A 23,436-nucleotide genomic window follows, 5' to 3' on the forward strand; every position below is an offset into this window, starting at 1 on the left:
ATTTTTATAGGGACGTCTTTCTAATTTATTACAAAATAAAATTAGTTATCAATTCTATTTTGTAATAAATAAAACAGAAGTAATATAAACAACTAATCAACAAAAACTAATAATTATAAAAAATTATATATCAAAGAATAAAGAGCTTAGAGTAAGAAAAAAAACTAGAAGGAACTAAACTATTGAATATAAAAAGAAACGGAAGAAGAGGGATTCGAACCCCCGGACCCTTTCAGGTCTCCTGTTTTCAAGACAGGTGCATTAAACCGCTCTGCCATTCTTCCTTATTAAATAAACTGTCGCAAAAATCTTATATCATTTTCACAGAATAAACGAATATCTGAAATGCCATATTTTAACATAGCCAATCTTTCTATTCCCATGCCTACAGCATATCCGGAATAGATTTCGGAATCAATATTTCCATTACGAAGTACCTGAGGATGTATCATACCAGCACCGGCAACCTCGATCCATCCAGAGTACTTACACAAAGAGCAGCCTCCATGACATTCACAAGAAACATCCACTTCAATTCCTGGTTCAACAAAAGGAAAATAACTATGTCGAAAACGCAATTCAACTTCTCTTTCAAAAAAAGTATGATAAAATTCTGAAAGTAGTGTTGTCAGTTCCGATAAAGTTACATTCTGATCTATATAAAAGGCTTCAACCTGATGAAAAATGACATGAGAACGAGAAGAAATGTCTTCATTACGAAAACATAGTCCCGGAGCAACTACTTTGATTGGGGGATTTCGCTTTTTTATTTCTCGAACTTGAACATTAGATGTATGGGTACGTAAAACCGTTGTAGGATCCAAATAGAAGGTATCATGCATCTGTCTCGCAGGATGATCTTCATCAAAATTTAACAAAGAAAAGTTATTTTCTTCACTTTCTATGTTAGGAGCTTCTCGAACACAAAATCCTAAATGCATAAAAATATCAACAGTATCATCTAGAATTTTCTTAATTATATGTTTCCCTCCAATCCATTGAGACTCTCCGGGAAGAGAAATATCTATTTTTTCTTTTTGAAGTTCAATAGTTTCTTCTAAAAGAAGAGCGGTTAAAATCTTTTCTTCAATAAGACTTTCCACATATTCTCTAAAAGAATTTATAGAAACACCAAGTTCGGCTCTTCTTTCTTCAGGATTCTCTCTTATTTGATTTGCAAAATTACGAAAAATACCCTTCTTACCTAAGTAACGAACTTTAAGATCAAAAAGTTCTTTAGAAGAATCAGCTTGGCTAAGTTCAGAGTCAAACTGCTGTCGAGCGAACTTCAACTCCTCTTCCATGGCCACACACAACAAAAATTTTGAGTTTTAAATAGTTGCTTTCAAAGCTTGCTTTGCTTGTTCTGCAATATCAGCAAAACTTTGAGGATTATGAATTGCCATTTCTGAAAGGATCTTACGATTCAATATGATTCCAGCGCACTTCAAACCATTAATTAAACGGCTATACGATAAACCGTTAATTCTAGCAGCGACATTCAACCGAGAAATCCAAAGGCTACGAAAATCCCCTTTCCTGTCTTTTCTATGCATATAATTAAATGCCATAGCCCTCATGACACAGGAGCGACTTTGTCTGATATGACCTTTTCTATCCCCCCAAAAGCCTTTGGCTTGTCCTAATATACGCTTGCGACGACGTCTAGAAGCTACTGAACCTGTTGCTCTTACCATGATATAATTCCTTACCTTTAAACAAGCATCATACGTTTATACATTCCTACCTGTCCCTGATCTACTAAAGGCTGTTTAGACAAGTTTCGCTTAGCTTGTGAAGATTTTTTTGATAATTTATGTCTTTTTCCTGGACAATTTCTTTTTAACAAGCCAGAACCTGTTACTTTAAAGCGCGCCAAAACAGACTTATTGCTTTTCATCTTAGGCATAAGACTTTCCTATTTTTTCTTTACTTTTACTACCCCTGGAGCCACGACACAAATCAAAGAGCGCCCTGCTAACTTTGGTTCTGCTTCAACAAAACCAATATCTTCCAAACCTTGGCTCATTTTTTGAACGATTTTCAAACCATGCTCCGGATAGGCTAATTCACGACCTCGAAACATACACGTAATTTTTACTTTATTGCCTTTTTCGACAAAAGACCTGGCTTGCTTTAACTTAGTCAAAAAATCGTTTTCATCTATATTAGGCTTTAGCTTTACTTCCTTAACTCGGACTTGATGCTGTGCCTTTTTACTATCCTTTTCCTTCTTAGTGAGATCATAGCGATATTTGCCATAATCCATAATTTTACAAACAGGAGGTTCACTATTTGAAGCGACTTCAACAAGATCTAGATTAGCTTCTCTAGCCAAATCTAAGGCTTCTCTGATACCAACGATTCCTAGCTGTTCTCCATCCACGCCAATTAAGCGTACTTGAGGAGCTCGTATCTGTCTGTTAATTTTGAAATTTAATACCACACTCTAGTCCGACTTCTCGTTAATATGAATCGGAGGTCACTACTTATCTTCTCAAGAAAAATCTTAGCAAACCTTCTGCTTACCCCTAGTAAGAAGAGTAACATCTTAGAGTATTATCAAAAGAAAAGCAATGGAAATCAAACGTAAGATACCTCCTAGACAGAATCCTATTAGAAAAAAATTTTAAGCACATATTTTGGCTAAACAACCAAAGAAATGGAGGTTATGTAATTAAATCAAACGTTTTTTATTGCTTTTAAAACTTTCTAGTAGATAATCTTAGTTCTTTTCACGCTCCAGCTAAGCTCTCCTTAGCGATTGAATAAATTATAAGTTATTTTTTGGTGCTCATTATGGCTACACCAGCGCCAGAGAAGTCCTTAAGGGTCCTCGCCGCTTCACACTCTCAAACTCTTCCCCAACAAAAAATGCGGGAAATAGTTTTACAAATGCTTTATGCATTAGATATAGTCCCCTCATCAGAAGAGGGGCTCGTCCCTCTTCTGATGAAGGAAACAGCTGTTGCACAAAAACATGCTCTTATAGCTTTAAGCTATTCTAAGCAAATTATAGCAAAAGCATCGGAACTTGATTCTCTCATTAGTAAAACAATTAAAACACCTTTTGAGAAATTAAACCTTATGGAAAAAAATATTTTACGACTTACTCTATTTGAATATCTATATGGTGAACCCATTCATTCTTCTATTTTAATAGCTGAAGCTACGAGACTTATAAAAAAGTTCAGCTATTTAGAAGCACGATCTTTCGTGCAAGCTGTTTTAAATGATATTTTTCGCTTGGCCACCCCTAAATCCTATACCGGTAATTCTTTAGTTTGTTGTTCCTCTAATTAAATTATTGAAGCTTTAAGTTGAACGAATCTACTACTCCCAAATTTCCTTTCTCAGTTCGCCGTAGTGTTTGGTTAAATAAATACTCTACATTTCGTATTGGGGGACCTGCAAACTATTTTAAAGCAGTTCATTCCGTAGAAGAAGCTTGTCAGACTATCTGTTATCTTAAAAAAATAAACTATCCATTTATTGTTCTTGGCAAAGGTTCTAATTGTTTGTTTGATGATCGAGGATTTGATGGTTTTGTTCTTTATAATGCGATTACAGGCAAAGAATTTTTACCAAAAATGTGTCTTAAGGCATATTCTGGACTATCTTTTGCATCTTTAGGGAAAACTTCTACATATAATGGTTATTCGGGACTAGAATTTGCTATAGGAATTCCTGGATCTGTTGGCGGAGCAATTTATATGAATGCAGGAACGGCAGAGCAAGACGTTGCTTCTATTGTTAAATTTGTAGAAGTCATTAATGACCAAGGTAATATTCTTACCTATACTAAGGAAGAGTTAGAATTTTCATATCGCAAGTCCCGTTTTCAACAACATCATGAATTTATTCTATCAGCAACTTTCCAGCTTACTAAAAATTTTTTAGCTCCTCATGAAATAAAAGCAGCCTTGCAACACCGGATGACCACCCAACCTTATACTCTACCTTCTGCAGGTTGTATCTTTCGCAATCCTCCAGGAGGAGCTTCTGCAGGAAAACTTATAGATGAGGCAGGACTTAAAAATCTTAGTGTTGGCGGCGCTAAAATTTCTCATGTTCATGCAAATTTTATTGTCAATACTGGAAGAGCTACTTCTAATGAAGTCAAGAAACTTATTGAAATAATACGTTCAACACTCAAGATTCATGGTATAGAACTCGAAGAAGAAGTCTGTATAGTTCCTTACCGCCTTCCTTCTAATCTTTACAATTCAGAGAACGAAGTATCAGTAATTTAGGAGCCTTCGATCGATTCATCACATGAAATGAGCTTACCTGCCAATGTTGTGGATCCAAATTCGTTGCCCATGCTTCAATAGCTAAAGTTTCCCGCTCCCCTTCTTCATGCCCAGGATAACAAACTATAGTTATGACTCCTTGAGGAACAAGAGCTTTCAAAGCACTTTTTAAGCTTCTTAAAGTCGTTGTTGTTAAAGTTGTAATCGCTTTATTTCCTTTAGGAAAATAACCAAGATTATAATGTATTAATTTTATTTGAGTTTCTGAAATTTCCTCATGAGAACGCTTCTTAAGTTCTATAATAGACCGCTCTTCTTGAGTTAAAGACCGTTCAAAAAGCGTTTTAGCGCTTTCCAAAGCTTCCTTTTGAATATCATAGGCTACAAGTTTTCCTTGCCCTTGGAGTAATCTTGCAAGAACGAGGCTATCCCATCCGTGTCCACAGGTAGCGTCCACAACAGTATCTCCAGGGACCACTATTTCATGAAAAACCTCATGAGACAAACAAACAACATTTCCATCAAATAATCTTCGTTGTTTAAACATCAATATGCCTATTGCAAAGATAGTATTTTCTCAGTACCATGGTGCTAAAAATTGGGGTATTAGCTCAGTTGGTTAGAGCGTCACGTTGACATCGTGAAGGTCAGCTGTTCAAGTCAGCTATATCCCAACGTTTTTCACAAATTCTGTATAGAAAATAGATAGTCCTTTAGATCTCCAAAGATTCTCAAACCAAGACCCACCATAACTTTCTAATTTCCTACAATAATATGGTTCGGGAAGTATAGGTGTAAGACTTTGTTTTAAAACTTCAATAGCCTCTTTTAAATAACCCTCTTCATCTGTAGCTAAAATAAGAGCGGCTTTGTTTTGCATAACTTTAACAAGATCTTTTACGAACTCTGGATGAAAAAGTCTACGCTTACGGTGTCGTTGTTTTGGCCATGGATCTGGAAAATTTATAACAATACGCTCTAAAGCCTCAGAAGGCACGTAGTATTGAAAAAACGTCTCGGCAGTTCCATATACTATTCTCAGATTAGTAATTTGGCTGTTGGACATCTTAGACCAAATCTTCCTAACCCTATCAAAACGTTGTTCAACAGCAATCCAATTTATCTGAGGATAAATTTGTGCCTGAGCAACAATCCAGTCACCGTTTCCAGAACACAACTCACAAGCTATCGGAAGCTCATTAAAGAACATTTTTTCCCACAAAGATGTAGCAAAACGATAATGATCCGAATAATGCTTGGGAACAAAAAGTACTCCTCGGTCAATACAAGGCGAGCGCTCTTCCCATGTAAAAGGGAGATTTAAATCACGAGGTTTCACGAAAAAACAATAAGAAACTGACACAAAAAGTATAAAAGCTCTTCTAGTTTTTCTCTAAGATTTTTTTAAGGATAGAAAAGCATTACACTGCAATTACACAGTGTAATGAAGATCTATGAACCAACTACCAACTCAAACTAGCAGAAGTTTGATACTCAGTAACCCGAGTTTCAAAGAAATTTTTTTCTTTATTAAGGTCTATGGTTTCACTCATCCATGGGAAAGGATTTTTCGAGTTATATATAGGCTTCAACCCAATTCTCTCTAAACGACGATCCGCAATATGACGAACATAATCTATAAACATCGAGGCCTTCAACCCAAGAATACCTCGAGGTAAGCAATCTTTAGCATATTCAATTTCAAGATCTACAGCTTTTTCTATAAGAGCAATAATTTCTTCTTGTAGTTCTAGAGACCAAACTTCAGGATTTTCTTCTTTAATACCATTGATCAAATCGATACCAAAGTTTAAGTGAATCGTCTCATCTCTAAGTATATATTGATACTGCTCTCCAATCCCAGTCATTTTATTTTGTCTATGAAAAGAGAGAATCATAACAAAGCCACTATAAAAGAAAATTCCTTCCATAATAATGTAATATCCCACCAAATTCTTAATAAATTGGCGTAATCCTTCTATAGAATCTGTAGAAAAATTTGGATTTAAAACATCAACAGTTAAGGTCATTTGGAAATCATCTTTTGCCTTAATAGAGGCGCGCTCATTATAAGCATTAAAGACTTCGGCTTCATCAAGACCTAAAGATTCACAAATATAAAGGAACGTGTGAGTATGAACAGCTTCTTCAAAAGCTTGACGGAGCAAATACTGACGAGACTCAGGATTTGTAATATGCTTAAATATAGCCAAAACAATGTTATTTCCTACTAGGCTCTCTGCCGTACTGAAAAATCCTAGATTCAATAAAATTACACGACGCTCATCCTCTGATAAACCATTAGACTTCCATAATTCAATATCTCTTGCCATAGGAATTTCTGTAGGAAGCCAATTGTTAGCACAACCATTGAGATAGTGTTCCCAAGCCCATTTATACTTAATTGGAACTAATTGATTTACATCAACTTGGCTACAGTTTACCAATCGCTTACTATTGATATGTACACGTCTTAATTTCCCATCTAAAATATCTGCTTTCATTGCATTACCTCGCTTCTAGCATTTACTGACAAGACTCACAACCTTCTTCCATAGAACAAACTGTAGCCTTTTTTACTCTTTCAACGACGATACTTGTGGATGCCGAAGCATTCTTCATCCAACGAGGTTGAATGCCTCTCTTATTAATATCTGTAAAAGACTTCTCTACAGATGTTGCAGCAAGAGATCGTAAATAATAAGTAGTTTTTAATCCTTTTTTCCAAGCAGTTAAATACATGTTGGATAATTTTTTACCGTTTGGTTCGGCCAAGTATAGATTCAAAGCTTGTCCCATATCAATCCATTTTTGCCGTCGAGATGCACATTCGATAAGCCACTCAGGCTCTATTTCAAATGCTGTCATAAAAATCTTTTTCAAATCATTAGGTATTCTTTCAATTTCCGATAAAGATCCATCGAAATATTTAAGATCATCTAGCATGTCTTCATCCCATAAACCTAAGCTCTTTAATCTCCGAATAAGGTAAACATTTGGAATCGTAAATTCACCAGATAAATTAGATTTTACGAAGAGATTTTTATAAGTCGGTTCTATGGATTGTGTGATACCAATAATATTAGAAATTGTTGCTGTAGGGGCTATTGTCATAAGATGACTATTTCTTAATCCGTACTTACGAACAGATTCGCGAACTGGAGTCCAATCTTTTCTGCAGGAAGTGTCCATAAGGACATTATGCTCTCCGCGCGCTTGCTTCAAAAGATCTATAGTATCTATTGGCAATAAACCACGATCCCACTTAGATCCTTTGTATGAAGAATACACGCCTCGTTCTTTAGCAAGTTGAGAGGAAGCCATTATAGAATAATAAGCTACTAACTCCGCAACTTCGTCTGCAAACTCTACAGCATCTTGAGAAGCATAGCTTATACTCTTTTCATACAAGGCATCTTGAAAACCCATAGTTCCCAATCCAACAGCTCTATGAGTTAGGTTTGCTGTTTTTGCTTCTGGAGTAGGATAAAAATTTAAATCTATGACGTTATCTAAAATTCGAATAGCTATAGAGATAGTTTCTGCAAATTTTTGTTCGTCAATTTTACCATTATCGAGATGCTCTATCAAATTTAAAGAGCCTAAATTACAGACTGCTGTTTCTGATTCAGAGCAGTTTAATAAAATTTCAGTACATAAATTCGAGCAACGAATAACACCAACATGATCTTGAGCTCCACGAATATTTGAAGGATCTTTAAAAGTTAACCAAGGGTGTCCTGTTTCATAAAGCATACTAAGCATTTTTCGCCAAAGAACTTCTGCTTCTATCTTTTTATAGAGTTGAATTTCTCCCGTCTCAATTTTGCGTTCGTATTCTTCATAGAGTTTTTCGAATTCAAGACCATAGGCCTCGTGTAAACCAGGGACATCATCTGGACTGAAGAAAGTCCATGTACCTTTTTGCTCCAACCTCTTGAAAAATAGATCAGGAATCCAACTGGCGGTATTAATATCATGTGTTCGTCGGCGTTCATCTCCAGTATTCTTACGTAATTCTAAAAAATCTTCAAAATCTAAATGCCAACATTCTAAATATACACAGGCGGCCCCTTTTCTTTTGCCTCCTTGATTGACAGCTACTGCAGTATCGTTGGCAACTTTAATAAAAGGTATGACCCCCTGGCTTTTACCGTTAGTTCCTTTAATTTTAGCTCCTCGAGCACGAACACTCGTCCAATCATTACCGATTCCTCCAGCCCACTTAGAAAGAAGAGCGTTGTCTGATATTACTTTGTAAATGTGTTGCAAATCATCTTTTACAGTAGAAAGATAGCATGAACTTAATTGTGAATGGCGCATACCAGAATTAAACAGAGTTGGAGTTGCAGGTGTATAGCGAAATGTAGAAAGTAAATTATAAAAAGTAATTGCCCAAGCGGTTTTATTTTCTTCATTTAGAGCTAGTCCCATGGAAATTCGCATCCAAAAGATTTGAGCAGTTTCTAAATGACGACCATTATGCTGATTAAAATAACGATCAAAAAGATTTTGAACTCCCATATAGGAAAACTTTCGATCTCTAGATAAATCTAAGACTTTTGCTAGGGCATCAAGATCATATTCTGTCAATTTAGGATTTAAACGATAATTCTCACCTTCAAGAATGTACTTTTTAAAATACGCTCTATGAGATTCTTCTAAATCTGGGGATATTGCACAACATCCCGTAGTTTCTTGATAGACAACATCAAAAAGCAAATCCGCAGCAACAAAAGCATAATCAGGCTCTTTTTCAATGTTTGCACGTGCAGCCATAATACAGGCTGTAACAACTTCAGATTCTTTGATTCCAGAAAATAAGTTTGCAAAAGCCATATTAGCAAGAATTCGAGAACTTGTCGTTTCAGGAAACCTTTGACAAGCCCAAGCAAGGCGATTTTCTAAATCAACTTTGGTTAAAAAATACTCTGTTTGATCATCTCTTACAACTCGATAAACTTCATCTTCAACAGGAACTATTTTCTGATCTTCAGAAAGTTTGTTTTCTCGAGCTCGAGATCGAGTTTCTCTATATAAGATATAATTTTTAGCAACATCATAGCATCCTGCAATCATAAGCTGCTTTTCTACGATATCTTGAATCATCTCAATATGGATAATATTTTCTAACTCAACATGCTGCACTAAGACTTCTTCAACAATTTTTAACGTAATCTCGTTAATTTCTGATAACGTCGAAGATGGAGTCATCCCTTCAATCTTCAAAGTCGCACGAAAAGCCTTTTCCAAAGCGGAAGAAATTTTCATGGGATTAAATTTTGCATGGCTTCCATCTCGACGAACAATTAAAACGCATCGCCAGGAACCTTCTCTCTGGTCTTTACGTTGGTCTCTATAAACAATATAATCCCTAGCAATGTCCTGTAAACCACTAACATAGAGTTGACTCTCAACAATATCTTGAATTCTTTCGACAGTAACGACTTGACCATTAGAAATTTTTCCAACAACTTCGCTAACAACATTACGAGTAATTTCTGAAATAGACTCTTCTAAATCCTTAGGCAAAGGGGAATCCCCTTCTAAACTTCTAGAGTCTCGGAAAGCTGCCTCCAAAGCTTGAGAAATTCTATCTTGATTAAATGGAACAAACATTCCATTACGTTTAACGATAGTATAACGCTTTTCTTTGATCGCAACCATAACTCTCCCAAAAACCAGGTTTTTTGACTTTTAATTTTAGACTTACCCGCACGTAAGGAAAACTCTTCGCAACAGCAAAAAATGTCGGAGCGGTTTTCTTCACCAACTTAAAAAATATAAGAAAAAAACTCTTGTGAATCTAGAAGTCATTTCTCCCAGAAAACCCAATATGTAGTGAAACATTGTGCGCCTATCCACCATATATAGGAATTGGAGGCGTTTCCTGCAATTGAAAAATTGTATCTTTCTCGGCAAAAAAAATCTTTCCTCTGAATATTTTTTCAACCGATGGAAGTTACTTCCATGGACTGCAAAAACTTGTTGATTTTAGAAAAATGTATTATGCTAAAGCAAAAAACTTCGGCATATACCATGGTAGAATCAGACTTTGGAGGAAGAGGTAAACGTCGCGTAGTCACTCCTAATGCTATTACTGCCTTCGGACTATGTTGTGGGCTTTTTATTATTTTTAAAAGTGTTTTAAAAACCTCTTCCTCTTCCGAGCTATTTCATCGTCTACAAGGTTTATCTCTTTTGCTTATTAGTGCTATGATTGCTGATTTTTCTGACGGTGCTATAGCACGAATTATGAAAGCCGAAAGTGCTTTTGGCGCACAATTTGATTCCCTTTCCGATGCTATAACCTTTGGAATCGCACCACCTCTTCTTGCAATAAAAAGCTTAAACTGCATCTCTTTTGGAGGATTTTTCTCTTCTCTACTCGTGATAACATCCATCATCTATTCACTATGTGGAGTTTTAAGATTAGTACGTTACAACCTTTTTTCAAAATCTACGGATATAACTCGAACAGGATGCTTCATAGGTCTTCCTATTCCAGCAGCAGCTGCAAGTATTGTTTCCTTAGCTCTGTTTCTTGCTTCTGACGAAGCTGTATCTTTTCCTATAAAAGTTCGTGTTATCTTAGTTTCATTCGCTTTATTATGTATCGGAGGATTAATGATTTCTCCGTGGAAATTTCCTAGCATAAAAACCCTTCACTTTAAGGTTTCTTCTTTTCTCCTTGTTATCATGACAGGATTAATAGCATGCCTTTTATTTTTAGGACTTGTTGATCACTTTGTTGAAGTATTTTTTCTTGTTTCTTGGTTATATATTTTGATAATTTTCCCTATCTTTGCAATTACCCATAGAAAAAAGAAAAACTAAAACAATGGCGACACAACATCTTGCTTATATTTTTTTAACTGTCGGAATATTTTTCTTTGGATATTTTCTGGCATCTTGTTCTTACAATAAAAAGAAAAATCTCTATCTTGCAAAGATTCATAAGTTAGAACAAGAAAATCAGATTCTTCAAGCAACAGTAAATTTAAATCGACAGCAAGAACAACTTATGGAGGACTTTAATAATCGCCTAGTAGTATCTTCTCATAACTTAATCAAAAACATGAAAGAGGAAGCTCAAAATTATTTCGGCGAAAAATCCAAATCTATAGAGTCTATCTTATCCCCAGTTCAAACAACGTTAACAGCATTCAAACAAAATTTAGAAAAGTTTGAAATACAACATGCTGAAGATCGAGGAGCTTTAAAGGAGCAAATGGTTTCTCTTTTAGCTGTTGAGAAAAAATTAGAACAAGAGACACAAGCTCTTACGAATATTTTAAAACATCCAGGTTCTCGAGGTCGATGGGGGGAAATTCAATTAGAAAGAATCTTAGAACTTTCTGGAATGCTGAAATATTGTGATTACGATTCTCAAACGACAAATTCTCAAGCATCAGCTCGTGCGGATATTATTATTCGCCTGCCTCAAGAACGCTGTCTTGTCATAGATGCCAAGGCACCTTTCTCTGAAACATATTTTTCTTTGGATGAAAACCCAAATAAAACTGATCTTGTAGATAAACTCAAAGAGCACATAAAAAATTTAAAATCCAAAAGTTATTGGAATAAATTTCATTATTCTCCAGAATACGTCATCCTTTTTCTTCCTGGAGAGAGTTTATTTCATGATGCTATTCGGTTAGCTCCAGAGTTAATAGATTTTGGAGCAGCATCCAATGTGATTCTTTCTAGCCCCCTAACTTTACTAGCACTACTAAAAACGATAGCTTACATGTGGAAGCAGGAGAATCTACAAAAGCAAATCCAAGAAATAGGTCTTTTAGGAAAAGAATTGCATCACCGATTACATGTTGTCTTTGGACATTTTCATAAAATTGGGAAAAATCTCAATCAAACAATTCAGAGTTATAATGATATGGCAGCAAGTTTTCAGCATCGAGTATTGCCAACACTACGAAAATTTGAAAGCCTAGAAGTAACGTCATCGACACATCATATTGAAGACCCTATTCTGATACAAAATACAACAGCATCATTTCTTCCATCTGGTGAAGATTCGACCTTTACACCTATAGAAAATTCTTAAAAAATTTCTATAAAGCCATGTGAATAGAAAAATCTTCAGGAAGAGAAGAAGAAGAGTTTCTTAGCATTTCTTCTCCAGCAAACGAGATAAATGTAGTAAGATTTTTATTTCGAGATAAATATCTATCCACTACTTCACATATATGCTCTTTAGTTACTGATAGTACCGCATGACGAAATGCATGACGCAAAGATGGGACTCTCCCACATCGAAGTCTATAAAAAGCCGTTGAGGCTCGATTTCCAGGAGCTATTGGAGAATCTAAACTCTGAATTACTCCCAAAATACCCTCGTGAATATCTTCCTTAGAAAAATTTCCAGCTGCTATTTCTGAAATTCCCTGAATGAAAGTCTTATAACTTGCTGCAATTTCAGGATCACGATAACTATAACAATATGCAGAGCCTCGCCCTAAATTGATTGCAGCACCAGAACCATAAGCTCCACCTTGTTCTCGAATCTTTGTGTGCAAAACAACATTATCTAAAATTTCAGCAGCAATTGTTAATGCTGCAGCATCTGGATGATCGTAAGGAAGATCCCCTATAGGAAAAGCTAACACATTAAATGCAGCTCGGACAGGAATATGCAATCCTTGAGAAGAAATTTTTAAATCAAGAGAAGGGTTCTCCCAAGGCTTAGGAACAACTACTGCATGCTCGAAAATGCCATAAAATTCATTTTCATGAAGATGCTGGTAATTTTGAGAACTACCACTAATAATCAGCTGTCGTTTTCCTGAAAAACATTTTGTAAATAAGGTTTGTAGAATAGCAATAATCTCGTCAATCTTTTGATCAAAATTTGCAACAAGATCTCGAATTTTATTTACATAAGGAAGACCTGTAGCAAGATAAGACATTGCTGCTGTTACAGATTTATCTGCACACGCCATACTAACAGCATAACTCATAGGACTATTTCTCACACTGTTCGTTAAAGCTTCATTATGCTGCATTAATAACTCCCTGATCCTGGGAACATCACTAAAATCTACTCCTAAGAGTATATCTTTAAATGCCTGAAATAATTTTGGAGACTTTGCAGACAAAGCTTTACCACGAATACTAATAGAAGGAGATAAAAGAGTATTCTTATTTGCATGAGGAGAGAAATCATAGGAAACATCTATCCCTCCAGTATGTTCTAACAAAAATTCTAATTGTTGTTTATAAGATCTTCCTCCACATCCTAATTGAAGCATCAAAAAGACAAGTAATCGTAACCAAGGTAATTCCTCAATAGAAAGAGGAGGCATATCCATAACAATATCTACAAAGATCAAGTCATTCGTGAAACAGTTGTGGTGTAAAACCTCTCCTCCAGTCATGACATCTTTTTCTAGGCTAAACTCTTTACCAGAACTCGGCACTTTATCTAAGGAAAAGTTTGGCAAAACGTGATCAAGGTTCTCTTCTTGAGCTTGATATTTTTCTAAGGTTTTAATATCTGCTTGAATTTTTTCAATATCTTCAGAAGAAAAATTTTGTTGTATTCTTTGAAGAAGAGAGAATTCCTCCTGATTCTCTTTAGAAACTAGCTCCGCATCAGGAATTAATATCACTCGAGCAAAATGGGAATTATCCAAGAAGTGCTTACGAATAAGCTTTGGAAGATAATCAGGGACTTGCAATCGAGAACGTAAATCAGCAAAAAGACTATGAATTCTCAAACCATCCTGAGGAAGGCCTCCATGCTGCTTTAATAAACCTGATCGAAAGAATAAGGACAAACCATAAGGCAATGAATATCCTGCAATTTCTTTTCGTGCAAGTTCGAGTTGATGAACAGCTCCTTCTACAAGATTTTCAGAAATACCTTCTCGAAGAATTTCCTCAAGACTTGCAAAGATCCATGCTTCAAGTTTTTGGGCACCTGAAGGAGAGCATCCTTTACATACTAGAGTTATGGGAATTTCTCGAATTTCACTGTCTATCCCCATATCAGCTTGCTTACAAAAACCTGACTTCAATAAGCGACTCTTTAATGGGGCTGCATCAGTTCCCATAAGAACAACTTCTAAAACATGCAAAGCTAAAAGCTCTTGTTGATCAAGTATAGAACAAGTTAACCAAGAGAGACCAAAAAGGACTTTATCTTCATCCTTATTGTCAGAAGGGTATGTTGCGATTTCTCGAACAGGCTCCTTGAATCTCTTTTGTAAAGGAACAAAAACGGTTTGTTTTTCAAACTTCGTTACATGACGTAAAAGCTTTTCCTCTAAAAAATCTAAGTGCCTAGAAGGCTTGATATTTCCGTAAAAATAGAATAAACAACGATTTAGAGAATACTGGCTCTGGTGAAAACTTCGGATGTTCTCCAGAGTAAGAGAAAGAATCTCTTTTGGATCTCCTCCAGAATTTACTCCATAAGTCACTGAAGGAAAAATAGCAGCATTTAAAGCTTCTGAAAGACGAGCCTCTCCCGACATCATAGCCCCTTTCATTTCATTAAAGACGACTCCGGTGTATGACAAACGGTTCTCTGAAGAGAAATCGTACCTCCAAGCTTCTTGTAAAAAGCTATTTTTTGTCAGCAGGGGGTGGAATACAGCATCAATATAAACACTAAGAAGATTGTAAAAATCTTCAGGAATTTGAGATGCAGCAGGATAGCAGGTGAAATCAGCTCCTGTAAAAGCATTCATAAACGTGTTTAAACTACGTCGTGTCATGGAGAAAAAAGGGTCACGGACAGGATAATTTTCAGATCCACACAGTACCATATGCTCTAAAACATGAGCGACTCCATTAGAGCTTTGAGGACATGTTCGAAAACAGATGTTAAAAACATTTTCATCATCATCATTGATAATCATCATGATAGAAGCTCCTGAAGGCTTATGTTCTGCTTCAATAAGCTTACTTTCTATCTCAGGTAAGTCCTGACTAGATTTGATAACAAAATTTCTATAAGAGTCTCCAGCCTTCATACCATTGCCTAAATTTCTTGCTGCTGAGGGCATCTCAGGTCGCTATTTTCTAACAATTGTCGCCTAGGAACTTTAGAAATCCTCCTATGCGACAAAGACAAATTAAGTTACCTTGATATTATTTTCAATCATTCGTCAGGAAATTTCATGCATCAAGACTTTGATTATTTTGACCTTCATTATAAAAGTTTCATAAAAGACTTTGCGAGTTTTTTAAGCTTTCCCTCACTATCTTCTGACCCCAGCCATCTTAATGACTGTAAAAAATGTGCCGAATTTTTGATAACACAACTATCTGATATTTTCACTATAGAACTCTGGGAAACGGAAGGCCATCCCCCCATCATTTATGCCTCAAACAAACAAGCCGGCCCTGAAAAGCCCTCTCTTCTTCTCTACAATCACTATGATGTGCAACCTGCACATATATCTGATGGATGGTGTGGAGATCCTTTTACTTTAAGGCAACAAGGAAATTATTTCTATGCTCGAGGAGTCTCTGATAACAAAGGTCAATGTTTTTATGTTTTAAAAGCTCTTCAATACTATTACAATACCCGAGGAAGCTTCCCTATAAATTTAATTTGGTTAATAGAAGGAGAGGAAGAAAGTGGAAGTTCATCATTATTTTCCTTAATAGAAAAGAAGAAATCTCTATTAAAAGCTGACTACCTTCTTATTATGGATGGAGGACCTTCTTCTGCAGAATATCCTTCAATATGTGTTAGTGGCCGAGGATTAGTGACATTGAAAGTCCATTTACAAGAAGGGACTAAAGATATGCATTCCGGAATCTTTGGAGGTATTGCTTACAATGTCAATCGTGCTCTCGTAGAGATTCTTAGTACACTTCATAAACCAGACAATTCTATAGCTATTGAACATTTTTATGATGACATTATCCCTATAGAGGAATCCGAACATCCTGATTCTCTGGTTTCCAATATTATTAAAGAATGTGAAGGATCTTTAGGCTTTCATCCTTCGGGTTATGAAAGTTCATACACTCCAGAAGAAGCTGCAGCATACCGCCCTGCATTAGACATTAATGGTATCACAGGAGGCTACACAGGACCTGGTTTCAAATCCGTAATCCCTTATCAAGCAACAGCGTATATATCCTGTCGTTTAATTTTTGGTCAACAGCCTGAAAAAATAGCACAACTTATCATAGATCATTTAAAAAAACACACTCCTGCAACAATGAAATTCTCTTATGAAATTCATTCAGGATCCGAAGGATGGCGCATTGATCCTCGATTACCAATCGTTCACTTGTTACAAAAAATTTACAGCGAATTGTATCAAAAAAATTGCTTAAGACTACCAATGACAGCGACGATTCCTATTGGGCCGACTTTAGGAAAGATATCGCAAGCAGCGCCAGTAATTTGTGGAACATCGTACATTAGTGACAATATTCATGCTGCGGAGGAAAACTTTTCCCTAGATCAATTAAGAAAAGGTTTTATTTCAATCTGCCGACTTCTTGATGAGTTATCTAATATCTGAAAAGATATCCCTTACTCTTCAGGTTTTAAGGCAACAAAACGAATAATTTCTCCTTGGGAAACCATCAAAAGGATACTATCATTATTAGCAACATCCTTTAATACAGCATTAAGTTCTTCTATAGAAGAAACTTTTTGTCTATTTACGGCAAGAATAAGCTGTCCTGGAGCAATTCCTGATGTTGCAGCTATAGATCCTGGCTCTACAGAAACTATTAAGACTCCTTTAGTAGTAGGAGATATTCCCAACTTCTTAGCATTTTCTGCATTAAGATTCTGCACTCGAATACCTACACGTTGTAAAGAAGAAATCCCATCTTCTTTAGGAGCTTGAGCTATTGTTACAGAAATTTCTAAAATTTTACCTTCACGAACAACTTTAAGAAGAACTCGAGAATTGGGACTCATCAAAGAAATAGCATTACGGAAAGTACTCAAAGAATCGACTTCCTTACCATTATAAGCTACAATAACATCTTCTTGTTTCAAACCGGCTTTATCTGCTGGAGAACCTTTGACGACATCTGTCACTAGCGCTCCATAAATTTTTTCAAGTTTATAGCAAGCTGCTAATTCTGTATCTATGGGTTGTAAAGTTACTCCTAAGAATCCTCTAGTTACTTGACCCTCACGAATTAACTGATCAATGATTTTATTTGCCATAAGACTTGGGATAGCAAATCCAATACCGATGTATCCCCCACTTCCACTTACAATAGCAGTATTAACTCCAATAACTTGACCATCTATATTTAAGAGAGGCCCTCCAGAATTTCCAGGATTAATAGCAGCATCAGTTTGAATAAAATCTTCAAAATCTGCGATATGAAGTTGATTTCGTCCTTTAGCACTGATAACACCAACTGTGACCGTAGCCTGAAGACCAAAAGGATTTCCTATAGCAATTGCCCAATCTCCAACATTTAAATGATCTGAGTTTCCGAAGGTTAAATGAGAGAGTTTTTCTGCTTTAATTTTGATAACTGCAAGGTCTGTTTTAGGATCTTGCCCTATAATCGAAGCTGCATACTTTTGGCCATCGTGTAAGGTAACATGAATTTTTCCTGTATTTTCAACAACGTGATTATTGGTGACGATGTATCCATCTTCTGAAACAATAAAACCAGTTCCTCGAACAGTTTCTTTAGACTGAGGTCGTTCTCTTTGAGATGGTAGACCAAAGAAGCGATTAAAAAACTCATCATTGAAATAATCGAAAGGGTTTTCATGTGATCCCCGACGTCCTGAAGAAGGATTCACAACTGTCATATCGCTTTTTGGAAAACTTTCGATATAGACGACAGCAGGAGTAGCTTTAGCGGCTACTTTAGAAAAACCTCCTGAAATTTCTTTTAGAAGAACATCCTGAGGCAATTCGGACACTCGATTATCTTTTTTAGAAAATGCCAACCCAGAGGAAGGAGTGACTATCACACCTAAACAAGCAACTACAGCTAAAAATAAATGAGATTGTTTAGTTATCATTTTTACTCCGGTAGAGGAAAATTATAGATATTCTTAATATACGAAAACCACTGTACCCTCCAGAAGTCTACTTATGCGAAAGTACAGAAACGTCAAAGAGCAAATTATATGTTACCAAAATATTACTACAAGGGGATTTTCAGAACTTATATGATTTTTTTAGGGGAAAAAGCCTGTATTTTCGATCAATTTCTAAAACTCTATAAAAAATCTTATTAAGATTATAAACCAAAAAAAATACTTTCAACAACTTCTCCTATCATAGCAGGAGATTCTACAACAGAAACACCCGCTGAACGAAGAGCCTGTTTTTTAGATTCTGCATCTCCAGAATGATTAGAAATGATTGCTCCAGCGTGACCCATACGCCTTCCCTTTGGCGAAGAAGCTCCAGCAATAAAAGCAATCACAGGTTTACTACAATGAGATTGTATCCATTCTGCGGCTTCTTCCTCAGCACTCCCTCCAATCTCTCCAATCATAAGGATGCACTTTGTTTGAGGATCTTTTTCAAATTGGATTAAGACATCTATAAATGATGTTCCATTTAAAGGGTCTCCTCCAATACCAACACACACACTTTGTCCTATTTTACGTTGGGTCAATTGCCAAACGGCTTCATATGTCAAAGTTCCAGATCGCGAAACTAGTCCAACATTTCCTGAAAGATGAATATATCCAGGCATAATACCAATTTTACAAACCCCCGGCTTTATTACTCCAGGGCAATTTGGGCCAATTAGCTGAGATGAACTTTTTTTCATTATACTTGCAACTTCCAGCATGTCACGAACAGGAATCCCCTCAGTAATGCAAATAATCAACTCTATTCCTGCCTCCTGAGCTTCGATAATAGCCTCTGCAGCAAAAGGAGGTGGGACAAAAATCATTGTTGCTTGACAACCTGTTGCTTGTTTAGCATCTAATACAGAATCATAGACAGGAAGATTTAAATGTTGAGAACCTCCTTTACCTGGTGTAACTCCTCCGACAAAGTTTGATCCATAAGCAAAGCACTGCTCTGTATGAAAAGATCCAGCTTTCCCGGTAATCCCTTGGGTAATAATAGGAAGATTCTTGCTTAGCAAATGAAACATTTGATTCCTATAATTGGCTTAATGTGACAGCAAGCTGAGCTCCTTCTTGCATAGAGGAAACAAATTGACATGCTATTCCGGATTGTTGAATGATACTTTTCCCAAGATCCACATTTGTACCTTCCAAACGAAGAATTATTGGTATGACATCTGTTCTTGCAGCCATAACAGCAACAAGTCCTGAAGAAACTACAGAACAGTCCATAATCCCTCCAAAGATATTTATAAAAAGGACTTTTACGTTCTCATCAGATAATACTAAAGACACGGCTTCCTGAATTTGTTGAGAAGAAGCACTTCCTCCTACATCAAGAAAGTTTGCAGCAGAACCACCATAGAACTTCAGGATATCCAAGGTACTCATCGCAAGTCCTGCACCATTAACAATACAACCGATGTTTCCATCAAGAGCTATGTAAGATAAGTCCATTTGTTTAGCTAAAACTTCTCTAATATTTTCTTGAGAAGGATCGTAACAAGCCTCTAAATTCGGGTGACGATAAAGAGCATTATCATCGATAGTAACCTTAGCATCTAACACGACAAGTTCGTTAGAAGAGGTCAATACTACAGGATTGATTTCTAGCAAAGAGGCATCGTTATCATAAAAACACTGAATGAGTTGTTTTATTAGATTAACACCTTGAGTTACAAGATTCCCAGTCCATCCCATAAATATAGAAATTTTGCGTAACTGGTAATTATAAATTTTCCCAAATGGAGTTAATCGAAGAACTAGCAGCTGTTCTGGAAAATTTTGAGCGACTTCTTCAATATCTATACCCCCAGATTTCGATAACATTAGGGTTGGACATTGAAGTTTTCTATCTATGACGACTGCGAGATAATATTCTGCTATGATTTTTATTAAAGGAGAAATCAACACTTTTTCTACAGGTAAAGAATCTCCAGAAGTTTGGTTACTAATAAAACGCATTCCTAAAAGTTGAGTTACAGCCTGTACCATCTTTTCTGGAGATTTTGCAATAACCACTCCACCATTTTTTCCTCGACCTCCGGCATGAACTTGAATCTTAACGACACCAGCATCTATCTTAAGCTCTTCGCAAACTTGATGTACTTCGGTAACGGAAGAGATTACGCGATAAGGAGGGATAAGTACATCGTAAGAAGTTAAAAGATCTTTAGCTTGGTACTCGTGAAGATGCATAAATTACTCTTTGAATTTTCCTCCTTATCTTGTATCATCTTTTTTACTTCAACTAACTTTGCTCTAATTAATGTTCAAATTCTTTAGAAGTAAGATTCAAGCTTTGTTTAAGAAAGATCTTTCTACAGATCTTCTAGAACATACTGAAAAACTTTTCTATGAAGCAGATTTTGGAACAGAGCTTACTGAAGAGTTATGCTCTAGGTTATGTAAAGAAAAAAAACTCGATGAAACCAAAATCAGAGAACTTGTCTCTAATGTATTACGAGAGACTTTAAAACAACTCCCTATTTGCAAACCCCCGCTTACTACAACGCCTTATGTTTACTTAATTTTAGGCTCTAACGGCTCTGGGAAAACTACAACTGTTGCGAAGCTTGCGAATTTTTATCAGCAACAATCCCAAAAAGTTATGATCGTTGCTACAGATACGTTTCGTGCAGCAGGTATGGATCAAACTCGTTGTTGGGCAGAGAAGCTTGGATGTGGTTTTGTTTCAGGAAAACAGGGTGGAGATCCTGCAGCAATAGCGTTTGATGGGATACGGGCCGCCATAGCACGAGGATATGACAAAGTTATTATAGACACTTCTGGTCGTCTTCATACTCATACAAATCTAATGAAAGAACTTTCTAAGGTGGCCTCAGTATGTGACAAAGCTCTATCTGGAGCTCCTCATGAAGTTCTTATGACATTAGATGCAACTTTGGGAGGAAATTCTGTTGAACAAGCTCAAATATTTTCCTCTGTAGCTCCAATATCTGGGCTTATCCTAACAAAAGCTGATGGTTCTGCAAAAGGAGGAACTTTGTTTCGAATTGCAAAACTTTTGAAAATCCCAACAAAATTTATTAGTTATGGAGAATCTTTTGAAGACCTTCAAGAGTTCCATATAGACTTTTTTCTTGAGAAATTATTTTCTACGACAACTGCCGAAATTTAATCTCGATTTCCTGAAGAAGAAAAAATTTGCAACAGATACCAGAAAACCATGATAACATTGCAATACATTTTCAAAGCCATAACTAAAGAAAGTTTGTAACTTACAACACTATCATCTCCAACATTAACAGCTATACGCCGTATTGCTTGAGCATCTGTAGCTGTTAGACCAACAAAAATTACAAGTCCCACATAGCAAATTAGCAAGTAGAAGAACGGTACAGAAACAAATATAGAAATAATGGCAAAAAGTATCGTCACAGCCATTAAGCCAAAAACGGCAACCATTAAAATTTTACTCATTTGTGTCAGATCATTTTTTGTGAAAGCTCCATAAAGAGCTGCCAATCCAAAAACTAAAGCAGCAGACCCAAATGCGGCCCAAACTACACCTCCACCATACTGAGCTGCATATACTGGAAGCAGAGTTCCAAAAAACATCCCTTCTAAAACAGAATAGGCTAAAAAAAGCCCCATTACGGAGGATAAAGATAAGGTTTGTATTTTTGAATTAATGAAGAAGGAAATACCTAAGGTTCCAAAACACCAAACCCACCAGAAAGCAAATAAACTTTTATATAGATCTGTACAGTAAAGTCCTAAACTTACAAAGGCTGTAACAGCAAGTCCTGCCGTCATCCAACTATAAACTCTAGAAACAAAAGTTCCCGGCAGACGAGATTCTTGTATATAGTCACGATCGTACAATCCCATATAATCTCCCTAATAATATTTTTATAATTTTAATAATAAAGACTTACTACATTAATTACTATGATCAACAACATCAGTATTAAAGTAATTCTTCCTCCTGGAACCAAATGTTTTTCCGAGTAGCGTACCTTGCCATAACGGCCTCTCCAAACCATCCATATAGGGAAAAACCCTATTATTAAAGCGGCTCCCAATCCTCCAGCATAATTAAGGCACTTTAAAACGATTTCAGGATAACATATTGACCAGGAAAGAGGTATAATGAATGTTAAAAAGAAAATAGAAAAGCTATGAGTTTTTTTATTCCATTTCAAACCGTCCGCTAAGAAATCCATAACACCTAAAGCTACTCCAACAAAAGAGGAAACTAAAGCAAAAAAACCAAAAAGCTCTCCTAAAATATAGATACTGGAACACTGTAAAGTTTGTTTTAGAGCTTCAACAGCAGTAAAACCTTGAGTTTTTGCAATATTCAAAATACTCAAAGGAACACCACCAAGCACTATGGCTTCCCATAAGATGTAAAATCCTAGGGGGAGTAGGCTTCCCAAAAAAATTGCTCGACGAACATTCCGAACATTTTTATCCATATAATAATACAAAGTTGGAACGACACTTTGAAAGCCAAATGCAAGAAAAAGAATAGGTAAACCACTTAGAGAAGATTTCCAAGAAGAGTGGCATAAAAGATTTAATTGTATTTTTCCAAAACCGAAAACACAGAATGCTCCAAACGTTAATACAAGCCCAAGCATAAGGATACGATTGTAGTAATCTATGATTACTGTTTTCGACAAAAGGATGGGACACATCAAACAAGCGAAAGCCAAAGGTCCCAAATGCCGTATCCAAGGGCTTGCATCCCCTAGACAACCGAAAACACGAAAAAAGATGTTTCCTCCCTCACAAAAATATGCTATCAAAAGAGAGTAAAAAAGAAACAAGTAGACTAGGCACATCATAACCTTACCAACTTGTCCTAGGGTACACTCTGCCATTGAAAGCATATTCACTTGCTTCTTATCTTTAAGCCAGGTCATTACTTCAAGAAGATATAATCCTGAGGTCATCGAAAACAACCAAGAAAGTATATAAAGCCATGTTGCTGGGAAAAATCCTCCTTCAGCAGTCAATACAGGAACAGCTAAAACACCAGCGCCAATGGCGGTCCCTGCTATAAGCAAAGATCCTCCTATTATTTTATTCGACACAATCTCCTCTTAAAGTAAGCACTCTTAGCTTAGAAATAGCTAAAAATATTTGTAA

The 23,436-nt window shown here is 36.2% G+C and carries 20 protein-coding genes and 2 tRNA genes; 7 read left to right on the top strand and 15 right to left on the bottom strand.

Annotated elements, in window-relative coordinates:
• Positions 1 to 199: 199 nt before the first annotated feature.
• The 5 genes from JMS40_RS00190 to infC form a co-directional block, all read right to left on the bottom strand.
• A tRNA-Ser gene (locus JMS40_RS00190) sits at positions 200 to 284 on the bottom strand.
• A 3-nt stretch (positions 285 to 287) separates the two neighbouring features.
• Positions 288 to 1,310 (bottom strand): phenylalanine--tRNA ligase subunit alpha, encoded by a 1,023-nt coding sequence (gene pheS, locus JMS40_RS00195; RefSeq protein WP_201456273.1) that lies wholly within the window; start codon positions 1,308 to 1,310, stop codon positions 288 to 290.
• Between the two features lie 21 nt (positions 1,311 to 1,331).
• Positions 1,332 to 1,697 carry a 50S ribosomal protein L20 gene (rplT, locus tag JMS40_RS00200; protein WP_201456274.1) on the bottom strand — a complete coding sequence of 122 codons (366 nt, stop codon included), beginning with the start codon at positions 1,695 to 1,697 and terminating at the stop codon, positions 1,332 to 1,334.
• Between the two features lie 17 nt (positions 1,698 to 1,714).
• Complete coding sequence (rpmI, locus tag JMS40_RS00205) at positions 1,715 to 1,909, bottom strand: 50S ribosomal protein L35 (protein WP_201456275.1); 195 nt, start codon at positions 1,907 to 1,909, stop codon at positions 1,715 to 1,717.
• Between the two features lie 9 nt (positions 1,910 to 1,918).
• Positions 1,919 to 2,446, bottom strand: coding sequence for a translation initiation factor IF-3 (gene infC / locus JMS40_RS00210; protein WP_201456276.1), 528 nt, complete (start codon positions 2,444 to 2,446; stop codon positions 1,919 to 1,921).
• Between the two features lie 353 nt (positions 2,447 to 2,799).
• On the opposite strand from infC, the gene nusB reads away from it, so the two are divergent.
• On the top strand, positions 2,800 to 3,303 hold the full coding sequence (nusB, locus tag JMS40_RS00215) for a transcription antitermination factor NusB (protein ID WP_201456277.1): 504 nt from the start codon (positions 2,800 to 2,802) through the stop codon (positions 3,301 to 3,303).
• 17 nt (positions 3,304 to 3,320) lie between these two features.
• Positions 3,321 to 4,253: a UDP-N-acetylmuramate dehydrogenase gene (gene murB, locus JMS40_RS00220; protein WP_201456278.1), complete on the top strand. Its 933-nt coding sequence runs from the start codon at positions 3,321 to 3,323 to the stop codon at positions 4,251 to 4,253.
• Here the strand turns inward: murB and JMS40_RS00225 are convergent.
• The gene (locus tag JMS40_RS00225) at positions 4,213 to 4,800 is read right to left on the bottom strand and encodes a class I SAM-dependent methyltransferase (protein WP_201456279.1); all 588 of its coding nucleotides are present in this window, start codon (positions 4,798 to 4,800) and stop codon (positions 4,213 to 4,215) included. The genes murB and JMS40_RS00225 overlap by 41 nt on opposite strands.
• Positions 4,801 to 4,853: 53 nt before the next feature.
• On the opposite strand from JMS40_RS00225, the gene JMS40_RS00230 reads away from it, so the two are divergent.
• Positions 4,854 to 4,927 (top strand) — tRNA-Val (locus JMS40_RS00230).
• Here JMS40_RS00230 and JMS40_RS00235 read toward each other — a convergent pair.
• The 3 genes from JMS40_RS00235 to JMS40_RS00245 all read right to left on the bottom strand — a co-directional run bounded on the left by JMS40_RS00235 (position 4,918) and on the right by JMS40_RS00245 (position 9,920).
• Positions 4,918 to 5,592 carry a tRNA (guanine(46)-N(7))-methyltransferase TrmB gene (locus tag JMS40_RS00235; protein ID WP_201456301.1) on the bottom strand — a complete coding sequence of 225 codons (675 nt, stop codon included), beginning with the start codon at positions 5,590 to 5,592 and terminating at the stop codon, positions 4,918 to 4,920. The genes JMS40_RS00230 and JMS40_RS00235 overlap by 10 nt on opposite strands.
• Positions 5,593 to 5,716: 124 nt before the next feature.
• A complete protein-coding gene (locus JMS40_RS00240; protein WP_201456280.1) occupies positions 5,717 to 6,757 on the bottom strand; it encodes a ribonucleotide-diphosphate reductase subunit beta in 1,041 nt (346 codons plus the stop codon).
• 22 nt (positions 6,758 to 6,779) lie between these two features.
• The gene (locus tag JMS40_RS00245) at positions 6,780 to 9,920 is read right to left on the bottom strand and encodes a ribonucleoside-diphosphate reductase subunit alpha (protein WP_201456281.1); all 3,141 of its coding nucleotides are present in this window, start codon (positions 9,918 to 9,920) and stop codon (positions 6,780 to 6,782) included.
• A gap of 372 nt (positions 9,921 to 10,292) precedes the next feature.
• Between JMS40_RS00245 and JMS40_RS00250 the strand changes: the two genes are divergently transcribed.
• Entirely contained in the window at positions 10,293 to 11,090 is a 798-nt protein-coding gene (locus JMS40_RS00250) for a phosphatidylcholine/phosphatidylserine synthase (RefSeq protein WP_201456302.1), read from the top strand.
• Positions 11,091 to 11,094: 4 nt separating this feature from the next.
• On the top strand, positions 11,095 to 12,318 hold the full coding sequence (locus JMS40_RS00255) for a DNA recombination protein RmuC (protein ID WP_201456282.1): 1,224 nt from the start codon (positions 11,095 to 11,097) through the stop codon (positions 12,316 to 12,318).
• Between the two features lie 7 nt (positions 12,319 to 12,325).
• Here JMS40_RS00255 and JMS40_RS00260 read toward each other — a convergent pair whose 3' ends face one another.
• On the bottom strand, positions 12,326 to 15,250 hold the full coding sequence (locus tag JMS40_RS00260) for an insulinase family protein (protein WP_201456303.1): 2,925 nt from the start codon (positions 15,248 to 15,250) through the stop codon (positions 12,326 to 12,328).
• Between the two features lie 147 nt (positions 15,251 to 15,397).
• On the opposite strand from JMS40_RS00260, the gene JMS40_RS00265 reads away from it, so the two are divergent.
• Positions 15,398 to 16,762, top strand: coding sequence for a M20/M25/M40 family metallo-hydrolase (locus JMS40_RS00265; protein ID WP_201456283.1), 1,365 nt, complete (start codon positions 15,398 to 15,400; stop codon positions 16,760 to 16,762).
• An 11-nt stretch (positions 16,763 to 16,773) separates the two neighbouring features.
• Here JMS40_RS00265 and JMS40_RS00270 read toward each other — a convergent pair whose 3' ends face one another.
• The 3 genes from JMS40_RS00270 to sucC all read right to left on the bottom strand — a co-directional run bounded on the left by JMS40_RS00270 (position 16,774) and on the right by sucC (position 20,514).
• The gene (locus JMS40_RS00270) at positions 16,774 to 18,246 is read right to left on the bottom strand and encodes a DegQ family serine endoprotease (protein ID WP_201456284.1); all 1,473 of its coding nucleotides are present in this window, start codon (positions 18,244 to 18,246) and stop codon (positions 16,774 to 16,776) included.
• A gap of 221 nt (positions 18,247 to 18,467) precedes the next feature.
• On the bottom strand, positions 18,468 to 19,343 hold the full coding sequence (sucD, locus tag JMS40_RS00275; RefSeq protein ID WP_201456285.1) for a succinate--CoA ligase subunit alpha: 876 nt from the start codon (positions 19,341 to 19,343) through the stop codon (positions 18,468 to 18,470).
• A gap of 7 nt (positions 19,344 to 19,350) precedes the next feature.
• A complete protein-coding gene (gene sucC, locus JMS40_RS00280; RefSeq protein ID WP_201456286.1) occupies positions 19,351 to 20,514 on the bottom strand; it encodes an ADP-forming succinate--CoA ligase subunit beta in 1,164 nt (387 codons plus the stop codon).
• A gap of 70 nt (positions 20,515 to 20,584) precedes the next feature.
• Here sucC and ftsY point away from each other — a divergent pair, with 70 nt between their 5' ends.
• The gene (gene ftsY, locus JMS40_RS00285; protein ID WP_201456287.1) at positions 20,585 to 21,457 is read left to right on the top strand and encodes a signal recognition particle-docking protein FtsY; all 873 of its coding nucleotides are present in this window, start codon (positions 20,585 to 20,587) and stop codon (positions 21,455 to 21,457) included.
• On the opposite strand, the gene JMS40_RS00290 is transcribed toward ftsY, so the two are convergent.
• Together JMS40_RS00290 and JMS40_RS00295 are read right to left on the bottom strand one after the other, a co-directional pair.
• A complete protein-coding gene (locus tag JMS40_RS00290; protein WP_201456288.1) occupies positions 21,454 to 22,170 on the bottom strand; it encodes a Bax inhibitor-1/YccA family protein in 717 nt (238 codons plus the stop codon). The two genes, ftsY and JMS40_RS00290, sit on opposite strands and share 4 nt — an antisense overlap.
• A 29-nt stretch (positions 22,171 to 22,199) precedes the next feature.
• The gene (locus tag JMS40_RS00295) at positions 22,200 to 23,381 is read right to left on the bottom strand and encodes an aromatic amino acid transport family protein (protein WP_201456289.1); all 1,182 of its coding nucleotides are present in this window, start codon (positions 23,379 to 23,381) and stop codon (positions 22,200 to 22,202) included.
• Positions 23,382 to 23,436 lie beyond the last annotated feature (55 nt).

The organism is Chlamydia sp. 17-3921 (genome assembly GCF_902705545.1).
In the GTDB taxonomy this organism is placed as follows: domain Bacteria; phylum Chlamydiota; class Chlamydiia; order Chlamydiales; family Chlamydiaceae; genus Chlamydia.